This window comes from Candidatus Pantoea communis, assembly GCF_011752685.1.
In the GTDB taxonomy this organism is placed as follows: domain Bacteria; phylum Pseudomonadota; class Gammaproteobacteria; order Enterobacterales; family Enterobacteriaceae; genus Pantoea; species Pantoea communis.
Genome location: NZ_VWXC01000007.1, coordinates 205,244 through 217,526, shown reverse-complemented (window position 1 = coordinate 217,526; position 12,283 = coordinate 205,244). Strand labels below are relative to the sequence as shown.

At 55.3% G+C, this 12,283-nt stretch carries 13 protein-coding genes; 1 reads left to right on the top strand and 12 read right to left on the bottom strand.

Annotated features, from left to right (window positions below; genetic code table 11):
- Positions 1 to 21: 21 nt before the first annotated feature.
- The 11 genes from F3J37_RS11920 to iolG all read right to left on the bottom strand — a co-directional run bounded on the left by F3J37_RS11920 (position 22) and on the right by iolG (position 9,992).
- Positions 22 to 714 carry an amino acid ABC transporter permease gene (locus F3J37_RS11920; RefSeq protein ID WP_034823323.1) on the bottom strand — a complete coding sequence of 231 codons (693 nt, stop codon included), beginning with the start codon at positions 712 to 714 and terminating at the stop codon, positions 22 to 24.
- Between the two features lie 16 nt (positions 715 to 730).
- Entirely contained in the window at positions 731 to 1,420 is a 690-nt protein-coding gene (locus F3J37_RS11915) for an amino acid ABC transporter permease (protein WP_197080186.1), read from the bottom strand.
- Positions 1,421 to 1,499: 79 nt separating this feature from the next.
- Positions 1,500 to 2,315, bottom strand: a complete 816-nt coding sequence (locus F3J37_RS11910) for a transporter substrate-binding domain-containing protein (protein WP_034823325.1) — start codon at positions 2,313 to 2,315, stop codon at positions 1,500 to 1,502.
- A 20-nt stretch (positions 2,316 to 2,335) separates the two neighbouring features.
- Complete coding sequence (locus F3J37_RS11905; RefSeq protein ID WP_160833014.1) at positions 2,336 to 3,073, bottom strand: amino acid ABC transporter ATP-binding protein; 738 nt, start codon at positions 3,071 to 3,073, stop codon at positions 2,336 to 2,338.
- Between the two features lie 12 nt (positions 3,074 to 3,085).
- Complete coding sequence (locus F3J37_RS11900) at positions 3,086 to 3,652, bottom strand: peroxidase-related enzyme (RefSeq protein ID WP_045814738.1); 567 nt, start codon at positions 3,650 to 3,652, stop codon at positions 3,086 to 3,088.
- Complete coding sequence (locus F3J37_RS11895) at positions 3,649 to 4,131, bottom strand: CMD domain-containing protein (protein ID WP_166933578.1); 483 nt, start codon at positions 4,129 to 4,131, stop codon at positions 3,649 to 3,651. Before F3J37_RS11895 ends, F3J37_RS11900 begins: the two co-directional genes overlap by 4 nt.
- Positions 4,128 to 5,582, bottom strand: a complete 1,455-nt coding sequence (locus F3J37_RS11890; protein ID WP_166933576.1) for an NAD(P)-binding domain-containing protein — start codon at positions 5,580 to 5,582, stop codon at positions 4,128 to 4,130. Before F3J37_RS11890 ends, F3J37_RS11895 begins: the two co-directional genes overlap by 4 nt.
- Positions 5,583 to 5,994: 412 nt before the next feature.
- Positions 5,995 to 6,957, bottom strand: coding sequence for a LysR family transcriptional regulator (locus F3J37_RS11885; protein WP_034823330.1), 963 nt, complete (start codon positions 6,955 to 6,957; stop codon positions 5,995 to 5,997).
- Between the two features lie 238 nt (positions 6,958 to 7,195).
- On the bottom strand, positions 7,196 to 8,125 hold the full coding sequence (locus F3J37_RS11880; RefSeq protein WP_166933575.1) for a sugar ABC transporter substrate-binding protein: 930 nt from the start codon (positions 8,123 to 8,125) through the stop codon (positions 7,196 to 7,198).
- Between the two features lie 48 nt (positions 8,126 to 8,173).
- Positions 8,174 to 8,968, bottom strand: a complete 795-nt coding sequence (locus tag F3J37_RS11875) for an SDR family oxidoreductase (RefSeq protein WP_166933574.1) — start codon at positions 8,966 to 8,968, stop codon at positions 8,174 to 8,176.
- Positions 8,961 to 9,992: an inositol 2-dehydrogenase gene (iolG, locus tag F3J37_RS11870; protein WP_166933572.1), complete on the bottom strand. Its 1,032-nt coding sequence runs from the start codon at positions 9,990 to 9,992 to the stop codon at positions 8,961 to 8,963. Before iolG ends, F3J37_RS11875 begins: the two co-directional genes overlap by 8 nt.
- Before the next feature lie 240 nt (positions 9,993 to 10,232).
- Between iolG and F3J37_RS11865 the strand changes: the two genes are divergently transcribed.
- Positions 10,233 to 11,276, top strand: a complete 1,044-nt coding sequence (locus F3J37_RS11865; RefSeq protein WP_166933571.1) for a LacI family DNA-binding transcriptional regulator — start codon at positions 10,233 to 10,235, stop codon at positions 11,274 to 11,276.
- A gap of 7 nt (positions 11,277 to 11,283) precedes the next feature.
- Here F3J37_RS11865 and F3J37_RS11860 read toward each other — a convergent pair whose 3' ends face one another.
- Positions 11,284 to 12,192: a LysR family transcriptional regulator gene (locus F3J37_RS11860; RefSeq protein ID WP_166933570.1), complete on the bottom strand. Its 909-nt coding sequence runs from the start codon at positions 12,190 to 12,192 to the stop codon at positions 11,284 to 11,286.
- Positions 12,193 to 12,283 lie beyond the last annotated feature (91 nt).

Here is a 12,283-nt window from a genome sequence, read left to right as displayed (position 1 = left end):
TTCATCACAATTTAGCCATCTCTAGGTGCGCACGCGCAGCGCCGCCTCGATCTTGTCGGCGATCTTAGTGACCACATAAGCAATCACCATGTAGAACACCACCGCAATCAGGAAGGCTTCGAGGTAGTAGAAATTCAGCGCCGCCGTCAACTGCGCCTGGGCAAAGATATCCACCACTTCAATCGCAAACGCCAGCGACAGGGCTTTCATGATCACCATAAACGCATTCGCCAGATCGGGGATTGCCGCCACGATAATCTGCGGGAACATCACCCGACGGAACAGCTGTCCACCGCTGTAGCCGAGCGACAAAGCGGCATCGGATTGTCCACTGTCGAACGAGTTCAGCGCGCCTTTCCACACTTCGGCCTGGAATGCCGCGACACAGGCACTCAGTGCCACAATGATGATCACCCAGTTCGGCAGTGAATGGGCATTCACCTCGACGCCAAACAGCGTGGCAACAAAGTGCAGCGCCGGTGGCAAGCCGTAATAGGCGAGGAAAATCACCACCACCATCGGCACGCCTTTGAAGGCGATTTTGTAAGTGATCACCAGCTGGCGCAGCACTGGAATGCGGCGATGTTCGATAAAGGCAAACAACCCGCCCAACAGCGTCGAACAGATAAACACCGTGACCGCCATTAGCAGCGTCACCGGTACCGCATCGAGAATGCTCCAGAAGTCCGGCAGCAAAACCTCAGCATCAAACATGGTTTGTCTCCCCGACTCAGACGCTGGTGGTGAACTTCACGCGCGGTGCAGACTTAGAGCTGTACTTCGCATGACGTTGTTCAAAGAAGCGGATAACCAGCCACGCCACACCGCACAGCAGTGAATAGAGAACGGCCAACACCAGATAGGTGCCGAACTGATACTGGTTGTAATCGCGTTCCATAATCAGGTGCGCGGTCGCCATCACATCTGCCGCACCGATGTACATCACCAGCGCCACGTTGTGAATCAGATAGATAATCGCATTGCCGTAACCCGGCAGCGCAAAGTGCACCGCCTGCGGGCCAATCACCCGCAGCATTTTCTGGCGGAAGCTGTAGCCAAGGCTGTCGGTGGCATCGTGCTGACCCCGTTCCACCGCAAGGTATGCCGGGCGCATCACTTCCGACAAATAACCGCCGTGATACAGGCTCAGGCCGATCATCGCCGCCACATTGGCGGTAAAGAAGTCACCAAAGCCGAAATTATCGGTGATCAGCGGCATGCCGTAGAAAGCCACAAACAGCTGCAGCACCACGGGCACGCTGCGCGCATAGGAAACATAGAGATCGGCCAGCTGGCTGATCACGGGAATACGGCGCACGCGAAAAACGGTGGCGATCAGCGCCAGAAAGAACCCGGCAATCATCGCGACAAACATGATGCCGAGCGTCAGTGGCAGCGCCGACAGCAGTTCTGGAATCATGGAGGATAGATTCACGGTGAAACACTCCTGCTAAAAAGGACAGCATGCGCCCGGCTCAGCACCGGGCGCAGTGAATCTATTACTTCATGTACTTAGTGACTTCTTCGCCAAACCACTTCTGCGCCAGCTTATCCAGCGTGCCGTCGTCTTTCAGTTCTTTCAGCGCTTTGTTCACGTCATCGTTCAGGGCCTGGTTTTCGGCAGAGCGGTGGATCAGTACATAGGTATTGTTGATCACCACTGGCTCACTGGCTTTGATCGCCAGCTTCTGGTTGTCGATCACCGTCTGCTCACCGAGGTTTGAAGGCAGGATCAGCGCATCGTATTTCCCGTTCTGCACTTCTTTCAGGCGATCCGGGTAAGGCACGCCCGCGCTGGACGCTTTGATGGTGATTTTGTCGTTCGGGTTATCCTGCTGCCACTGAGTGACGAATTTATACACGCCGCCGCCTGCGGTCACCGGCACGATATTCTTGCCGACCAGATCCTTCATGCCGTTGATATTGCTATCGCTGCGGCTGTAGATCTTCATCAGGCTGGCACCGATCGGTGCATCCGGAATCAGGAACTGTTTGCTGCGCGCTGGCGCTTTATAGTAACCGCCGGTCGCCATGTCGTACTTGCCGGTCACCAGGCCCGTTTCCTGTGCGATATCCGCCGCGCCTTCCATCACAAACTTGTACTGTGGCAGTTTGGCGTTGATGGCTTTCAGCACGTCCGGCTCGTAACCCTCAGGTTCGTGGCCGATGGCGCCCCATGACAGCGGTTTGGATTCCGCAGCGGTGGCGATTTTGATGGTGCGTACCGCGTCAGCAAAGCTGTTACCGCTGATCAGAGCCAGGGCGATGATGCCAGGCGCGGCCAGGCGACGTAATGTGGTTTTGATTGCAGGCATGTCTTTGATTCCTTTAATTATTAGAATGCTCGTTCTGAACTGAGGAACTGTGCAAGGCGCGGCAGGGTTGGGTTATCAAACATCTCTGTCGGACTGCCCTGCGCGGCCACGACACCCTGATCCATAAACACGATGCGATTCGAAATGCTTTTCGCGAACTGCATCTCATGCGTCACCAGCAGCGAGGTAATGCCGGATGACGCCACGTCTTTAATCACTTTCAGCACTTCACCCACCAGCTCAGGATCGAGCGATGAGGTCGGTTCATCAAACAGCATCACATCCGGACGCACCGCCAAAGCACGGGCGATACCGGTACGCTGTAACTGGCCGCCAGACAGCTGCGACGGATAGTGATCGAGCTTGGCACCCAGACCCACACGCTCCAGCTCCTGCACGGCAATGTCGCGCGCTTGCTGTTTGGTTTTACGCTGGATGACAATCAGCGGATCCATCACGTTTTCCAGCACCGTCATGTTTTTGAACACGTTAAACTGCTGGAACACCATGGCGGTGCGCAGACGGATCGCCTGGATCGCCGCTTTATCCGGTGACTGATAATCCATGCGGATCTGATCCAGCTGAATCGTCCCGGCTGATGGCTTCGCCAGATAGTTAATGCAGCGCAGCAGCGTGGTTTTCCCGGTGCCGCTTGGCCCGATGATCGACACCACATCGCCGCGTTTTACCGACAGATCAACCCCTTTGAGGATCGGATTGCTGCCGTAAGAGAGCGTAATATTGTTGAGTTCTAACATCCGGTGCAGCCCTTATTTGTTCAGGTCAGCATGGCCGAGCACATGCATCAGACGGTTGGCCCAGCCAAAGATGGCGATGGCGTGGATCAGATCGATAATCTCCTGATCGTTCATGCCGACGGCACGCAGTGCCGCCACATCTTCCGGTGTGGCCTCAGAAGGCGTAACCGATAAACGGCGGGCAAAGCGGTAGATCGCCGCATCGCGTTCACCTAATACATCCGCTCTATCAAAATAGATGGCACTGACCACGGCGTCACTGTCAGCTAACTGTGCATGACGTCGCGCATGCACCACCGCGCAATAACGGCAGCCGTTGACGATCGAAGCCCCCAGCGCGCCCAGCTCACGATCGGCACGATCGAGGCCACCTTCGACATACATAATGGCGTTGAACAGCCCGGTACGTGCGGTGTAACTCTCGGGATCGTGCACCAGCGTGCGCACGTACTCGGAGATCTTCTTGTTGGACGGCGTGACTTTCATCGCATCGAGCTGCGCCGGTGTCGCCTGTTCTACATCGACTGGCGTGATGTACGGATGCCAGTGCAGCGGCTTGAGATTTACCGACGGAATCATGCGGACCTCATCAAACGTAAGCCAGCCGCCACGCGCGTCTGGAAGTTAACAAAGGCGATCAGCTCAGAGAGCGCAACAATTTGTGGGTTGCTCAAACCAGCCTGCTCCAGCAAGCGAATATGCTGTTCGGTAGCCTGAATGGGCTGCTGCGTGACCATGTCAGCATGGCGCGCAATCGTGGCCAGTGGCTCTTCCGCTACGGCGCAACCCGAGGCCAGCGCCAGCAGGGCTTCAGACGGATTCAACGCCGCCAGCTGCGCCTGGTAATCACGTTGCAGCGGCGCATCGTAGTTCAACACCGCCATACGCTGCGCCAGTGCCAGACGCAGATCCGCAGGTAAACCCTGATCCTCTTCCGGCGCGAGTACTGACACACGGCACGCTTCTGCGCCCTCAACAAATTCGGGACGCAGGCGGCGCGTCTGATACAACGCCTCTTCTGGTGTTAATCCGGCTGCTTGATCAATAGCGTCGCTCACAACGCGTTCTCCTGTTTTAGTAACGGGGTTGAATCCACCCATTCATCGCCCTGTAATTCAGGGGTGTCAAAAGCTTGTAAGTTGGCGTAGTGCTGCTCGACGTCCTCGGCAAACAGCGAGGCGGTAATACCGCGCACCAGGCGATCGGCACCGGCGCTTACCGCAGGAATGTCGCCGGAGACTTTGCCGTGCGTCAGCATGGCGGCATCGTTGAAGCAGTGGATGTGTGCCAGCATCGGGCAGGCATCAGGCGTCAGTTCGCGGAACTCGAATGAAGGGCCGAGATCCGGCGCTTCCAGCAGGCTGCGGCGCGGATTGCCCATCTCAGGTTGATAGCGACCGTCAGACCAGCTGCGAATATGCGGCGCAATGGCGGCAAACTCCGGGCGGCCGTGGAAATCGTTGGTGAAGCCGGTGGCGGCGATCAAAAAGTCGTAGTGCAGTGCGCCCTGGGTGGTTTCAATCAGCAGGCCGTTTTCTTCCTGTTTAACGGCGTTAATGCCGCAATCGAGGAAGAAGCGCGCGTTCTCATGACGTGATACGCGCAGAGTGGAAGAGCGCGGCGGTGGCGTTTGCGTCGCGGCGGTGTAATCGACAAATTTCCATTTCCACGCATCCGGCAACTGATGCATGCCGTGCACCACGCCCTGACTGCCAATGCCGGTCATCTTGTTGATACGCGGCATTTCTTTGCGGCGAATCAGCAGATCGACGGCAGCAGCGCCCTGTTCCAGCGCGGTGGCCGCGTTATCCATCGACGAGGCGCCTGCACCAATCACCGCAATGCGCTTGCCTTTTAAGGCCGTGAAATCGATGTCATCAGCGGAGTGTGCCCAGAACTGACGATCAATGCCCTGCAGGAAATCCGGCACGGCGAAGCCACCGAGGCCAGAACGTCCGGTGGCCAGCACCAAACGGCGCGTGTAAACACGCTCGGTTTCGGCACCCTCCAAATCCAGCGCAATCAAATCCCCGGCCTGTGCAATGCTGGTGACACGCACGTTGTTCTGTACAGGCAGATTCAATACCTTGCGGTACCAAATCAGGTAATCCATCCACTGCGCTTTAGGGATTTTGTCCAGCGCCTGCCACGCCTCTTTGCCCCACTGCGCCGTGAACCAGGCGCGGAAGGTCAGTTGCGCGAGGCCAAGAGCCGGGCCGTGCAGCGTTTTTGGTGAGCGCAGGGTTTCCATACGCGCAAAAGTGATCCACGGCCCCTCCAGCCCAGCGGGTGCGGCGTCATAAGCCACCACATTGCTGATGCCGGTGAACTGTAATTTGGCGAGTGCCGCCAGACCGCACATGCCCGCTCCAATCACCACTACATCGCGTACCGGCGCACTCTGAAAGGTGCGTTCCGGTACCCAGGATTTGGCGGGCAGTTCCAGAAATTCCAGATCCTGCTGAAGCTGAGCTTCTAATGCAGCAAGACCTTTGGCGGCATACGTCATAGAGAGATTTCCCTGGTGTCAGCGATCGCGTTGAGAGCGAGCGAAAACGATGAAAACACGCCGATGATCCTACCCTTTTAATTATCTATAAAACGTATAATAGGTAGCTAACAATCATCAATACGCATAATAGGAGTTAAGTTTTCGCATAATCCTCTTGCCCTAAATGTGAGTCAAGATTTTCGCTCAGGATTTGACCAATGGATTTCTTATATCTTATGCCGAAAAAGTTATAAGCGTTGAAAATGAAGGGATTCATCGCGCCTGATAAGTCAGGAAGCCGAGGTACTTTATCCTGCCGCTGTAGTGTAATAAGGCTATTGCGTGCCTAATGCATTCGGTTCAGATGCGTAGCGATGCGCTTCATCTCTAATTGAAGCGCTAATGCTGTTGGATGAACTCAATTGCCCCGCTATGACTCCTGGTTTATCACTCGCATGATGCGCGGATGTTCACTGGCAGGCAGACGTTCAAACCCTGGCAGCAGCTGAGTAGCGGCGTCTGCCAGCGCTTCCACCAGTGCCTGCGCAGCGCTGGAAATCTGGCGGCCTTGCGGCGTGATCACGCCAAAGAAGTAAGGGATGTCTTCCTGAATCGGACGGATCGCCACTCCGGCCAGCGGCATGCCCCAGCCGGTGACCGGTTCGAGGATCGCCACGCCCAATCCGGCACGCACGCAGCCCAGAATATTTGCCGATGAGTTGGTTTCGATAGTTTCCAGCAGCGGCGCTTTGACTTTCTTCAGTGCTTTTTCGTAACGACTACGCAGGCGTTGCGGACTCCACGGTGCAATCAAACGGCGGCCAGCAAGCTGGCTCAGCGAAAGCGCGCTGTGTGCCGCCAGTTCATCCTCTTCCGGTAGCGCAATTACGCACTGTGATTGCCCAATCCAGTGCAACTCCACCGCATGATGCTCCAGCGGCAAGCTGCACAAACCGATGTCTGCTTCAGCGGTAATCACCGCATGTGCCGTCTGTACGGCGGACTCACTGATGATTTGCACTTTGTTCTGCAGATTGAGTGCGGCCAGTGCCTGCGGCAATAACCCGGCGGCCAGTGCTGGCGTGGCGGCAATACTGAGCGGACGATGCTGCTGATGGGCGATCTCTTGTGCGCGGAGTCGGATCTGTTGCAGCGACAGCAGCGCTTTCTGCACATACTGATGCAGCTGCAGCGCCTCTTCCGAGGGATGAATACGTGGGCCGTTGCGGATAAACAGCGGATAACCCAGCGACTGCTCCAGCTCCTGAATCAGGCGGGAAACGGCGGGCTGCGAGCGGTTTAGTGCTTTGGCGGCCGCCGTCACGCTGCCGGCTGAAATTACCGCCGAGAAGGCTTCCAGCTGACGCAGATCGAGGTCGTTTAACAGAGTCATCGCGTGGTTACTTCCCTAAGTCATTGATCGTTCCCGACAATCATCCGGGAAAAAATCCATCATAGAGAGAGTTACGCGAATTAGCCACTACGGGAAAACTGCGTGTTGGTCGCCATTAAAGGCGACTCTACAGTGCAGGGGGCACATCAATAGCGCTCATAATTTCAGGATGCGCATTGGCAGTTACCGTTCATTCCAGGGTGCGCATTAATGCGCACCGGAAGCAGCACCTTAATATTCAGCGCACCTTATTCTGCGCAAAATCGCTGTAATTCTCTCTGGTAATCAGTTGATAAGGAATAAAGGTATCCTTCGCCACCTTATCGCCTTTCACCAGCGCAACCGCCGATTGCACTGCGCCATCGCCCTGCCCTTTGGCGTCCTGAAACACCGTCAGGCTCATCTCTCCGCTCTTGATGAACTGCAGCGCATCTGGCGTGCCATCAATGCCCGCTACCTGCACATTTTTCGCCCCCGCCTGCTTCAGCGCCAGAATGGCACCGATCGCCATCTCATCATTGTTGGCGACGATGGCGTTGATATCCTGACCGGTCAGTAGCCAATTGGTGGTGACATCATTGGCTTCTTTGCGGAAGAACAGTGCGGATTGCTTATCCAGCACCTTCATGCCCGGATGCTGCGCGATCACCTCTTCGACCCCTTTGGTGCGTTCGCGGGTATCTTCGCCCGACAGATTGCCCATCAGGATCATCACATTGCCTTTATCCCCCATCGTCTTCGCCAGTGCTTCCATCTGCATTTTTCCGGCCAGACGTGGATCCGATCCAATATAGGCCATGCGATCACTCAACGGTGTTTCTGGCCGACGGTTAACGAACACCAGCGGCACGTTAGATCGCTGTGCCAGTGCGATAATCGGTTTCATTGCCTGGGTATCGGTGGGCGTGACAATGATGGCGTCAACCCCCTGACCAATAAAGGATTCCACCTGCTGCAACTGCTGTGCAGAATCCCCTTTTGCATCCTCAAACTGCCCTTTTACATCGCCGAGTTGTTTCATTTTGCTCGCCATCGCCTGGCGCAGGATGGTCTGAAAATTATCATCGAAATGATCCATGCTAACGCCAATGCTGAGGTCTTTCGCCATCACGCACACGGGTAGCGCGCACAGCAGTGCCAGCGCGGTAAGCTGTTTTTTCAATTGCATAATCTGACCTTATTGTATTGATCTGTAGGGGGCAGAATCGGCGCATCCTTACTCGGGATAGGCACCGGCAACATTCTGGTCGTAATCGATTAATGCACCGGTCATCACACCGGCTTCCTGACTGAGCAGATAGCTGGCAAGGCCTGCCAACTGCTGCGGCTTACAAAGCTGTCCCATCGGCTGTGACGCCTCGGCGCGTTCCAGCCAGCCATCCGTCGCGCCGTGATATTTTCGTTGGGTGAGATCCTCGCCAGGCGTGTCCATCCAGCCGGGCAAAATGGCATTGCAGCGAATACGGTTGCCGCGATAGGCATTGGCCACGTTTTTAGTCAGCGTGGCGAGTGCACCTTTGGAGGCGGAATAAGGTGCCAGATAAGATTGTCCACAGTGCGCGCATTGAGACAGGATATTGACGATCGCCCCGCCGCCGCCCTGAGTCAGCCGATGGCGCACAAAGCCCTGCATCAGAAAGAAAGGCGCACGCGCGTTGGTATTGAACATCTGATCCCAGAGTTCAACGGGTGTATCCACCAGCGTGCCGCGAGCGCCCAGTGCAGCAGCATTGACCAGCACGTTCACGTCGCCAAAGGCTGCGACCGCCCGCTCGGTTAATGCCAGGCACGCTTCCACATCCTGCAAATCCAGTGCGACGAACTGCGCGGTGGCGCCCAGTTCAGCCAGTTCGGCACTGGCACGCACGCCCTTCTCTGCATCACGCCCGGCAAGGATCAATCGTGTGCAACCCTCCCGTACCAGTTGACGTGCGATGGCAAAACCCACGCCCTGTGCGCCACCAGTCACGATGGCAATGGTATTCGTATGTCGGCCCGCAGTGTTATGCATGATGGAACTCCTGATCTAATCCAGTGAGGTGCAGGGTTTTGCCGAGTCTGAGTGACTCCGTGGCGGCTTCCGCCAGCAGTGCGGCTTTCAGTCCGTCCAATGCATTGACCGGCATCGGTTTGCCGCTCTGTGCACACGCCAGGAACAGCCGCATCTCTTCCACATAGCTGGGCCCGTAGCGCTCCATAAAGAATTCCAGAATTGGTGCGGCGCAGCCCGGCGCGTTGGGTGAATAGCGCGTAAAGCCTGACTGGCGCGGGTTGTCGGACATCACCATCCCTGAGGAACCAAAGGCTTCAATGCGTTGGTCGAAGCCGTAGCTGCAGCGACGGGAGTTGAGGATAGTGACGAGCGTGCCGTCTTCCGCCAGTAGCGTCACGCTGGCCGTGTCCACATCCCCCAATCGACCGATTTCGGGATCGATAATCGACGATCCGTGCGCGGTGATACTGACAAACTCTTTGCCGACGATTCCGCGCGCCATATCGAAATCGTGGATCATCATGTCGCGGAACAGGCCGCCGGAGCGTGGAATGTATTCCAGCGGTGGCGGGAAGGGATCGCGACTGGTGATGGTCAGTTGCTCAAGACGACCAATCTCACCGGCCTGTACCGCATGGCGCACCGAGGCATGCCCACGGTCAAAGCGGCGATTGAAGCCGAGAAACACCCGCTGAGCCGCCTCACTGCCAATGATCTCAATGCAACGCCGCGCATCCGCCAGGCTGCTGGCTAACGGCTTTTCACACAGCACCGGTTTACCGGCATGGGAGGCTGCGATGATCAGCTCCACGTGGGTATCCGATGAAGTGGCGATGACGACCGCATCCACCTGAGGATGGTTGATAGCCGCAGCAGCACTGGATGCCACCGCAGCACCGGTTTCTGCCGCCATCGCGTCAGCGGCTGCGCTAACCGGATCGTACACTGCCACAATTTGCCCGCCCGCCTGGCGAATGGCGCTGGCATGGACTTTCGCCATGCGGCCAGCACCGAGCAGCGCAATACCTGTTAATTGCGTCATGTTTAACTCCTGAAATAAAAAGGGTGGCATTGGCTGAATAATTAACGCGCTTTTATCTTTACTCTTTAAATAAATACAGGTTGCTGCGCTGATTATTAGCCTTAAAAATTCACTGAATCTTTAAATAAACTCTACGCACATCACCCTTTGAAATTAATTGATGCTGAAATCTTGATCAAATGCAGAATTGGCGGTAAACATTCACTCAATGAGGGGTTCCCATCAAAATGGACGGTTAATGTGAGCGATATCAAGAAAACCACGTTGGATCAGATCGCTGCAGCAGCGGGCGTCAGTTTGAGTACCGTGGACAGGGTGATGAATCGACGTGGCGGCGTCTCGCCCGCCAGGGAAGCCAAAGTGCTGGAGTGGGCCAACAAGCTCAACGTCGATCGCGTGCTGTTTCGCGGCTATTTGCCGATGCTGCGCGTGGCGGTATTGATGCAATCACCGAAGAATCCGTTTTATCGCGGGCTGCGCAATGCGTTCGCCGATATTGGCGCCACTCTGTCGGATATGCGCCTCAACTGCTTTATTCACTATCTCGACCTGACTAAACCACAGGGCACCATCAAACAGATTCATCAGATTGCTTCGGTGAATGACGCGATGATTGTGGTGTGCCCTAATGATCCTGATGTCGCAGAGGCGCTACGACAGATTTCCACCAAAACGCCGGTGGTAACGCTGGTTACGGACATCCCAACCAGCGGGCGCATTGCCTATGTAGGGCCGGACAACCGTCAGATGGGCCGCGCCGCCGGGGAATTAATGGGCCGATTTTGCGGCAGCCAGGGCGGTGAAGTGCTGGTGGTATTGGGGATGCAGCACATGATCGGGCACGAGGAGCGAGAGATGGGATTCCGCTCGGTGCTGCGAGAACGCTTCCCGCAGTTTGCCATCAGCGAGACGCTGGAAAGCGGCGAGGACCAAACGCGGGCGGGCGAAGTGGTGCGCCGCGCATTGCAAAACAATCCGAATATTCGTGGCATTTATAATGTTTCAGCGGGCAACACCAATATTACCCAGGCAATAAGATCTCTCGGACTGGAGCAACAGATGGTGTTGATCACCCATGAACTCACCACTGAACGTCGCCGCATGCTGCGCGAAGGGGTGATTGATGTGATTATCGATCAGAATCCGCACGAAGAAGCGCGACGTGCGCTGGAGATTATTGCGGTGCATTTTAATCGGCTGGAAAGCGATAAATCCCCTGGGAGCTATACGCCGTTTAATATTTATATTCGCGAGAACTGCCCGCCGGAATCGGAGTTTAGTTAACTAACAATTAAAGTTTTTGCGTAAGTTCGCGCTTATTGTCATTTAACAGGCGCAGCATCTCACGTAAATAATCATCTTCATTGCCTTTTTGCCAGGCAATACTCAGCGGCAGGCCCTTTATTTGCTCTGGCAGCTCCAGCGGGATATAGCTGACGCTGTCGCTGTTCATGGTGCGATAGGATGCTGGCACCACCGCCAGGCCCAATCCCGCGCTGACCAGACTCAAAATGGTCTGCTTCTCTTCAGCAAACTGCGCGATGTGAGGCGTTAATCCCGCCAGTTTAAACAAACTCATGGTGAGATCGTGACTGTGTGGTCGGGTACGTCGGTCGGGAATAATCATCGCTTCATGCTGAAAATCCTCGACGGCCACGTGCGATCGGCTGGCCAGTGGATGATTCAACGGCACTGCCAGTACGCAGCTTTCGCGCGTGATAAAACGGATGGCCAATGATGCATCCATCACCTGTGGCGCACGAATTATAATCATATCCAGCCAGCCTGATTTTAACTTCGGAATCAGATTAATGGTCTTATCTTCAATAATATGAATATCACTGGTGGGATAAAGGGGAACAAATAAGTTTAACAAGGCGGGCACTAATCCACGCGCCGCACTATCAATTGCGCCAATACGTAATGTACGACGCTCATCTTTTAATCCTGATTTAAATCTACGCGCCAGGGCATCAAATTGATCGATAAGTTTACTGGCTTCATCAAAAAATATCGCCCCTTCCGCTGTTAATGAAACATTGCGCGTTGATCGGTTCAATAAGCGCACGCCCAGGTCCTCTTCGAGTATTCGGATGAAGCGAGAAAGTGACGCAGGCATCATTTCCAGTCTTTGGGCCGCCCGGCCGAAATGGAGTTCTTTACCCACTGTCACAAAACAACGCAGTTGATTTATATCCACATTTTCCTCGCCATTCGATTATTCAAATACTTTATATAATCCACGATTAATGATTCGCCAAGTCAAAACTGCATACTGAACTCGATGACAA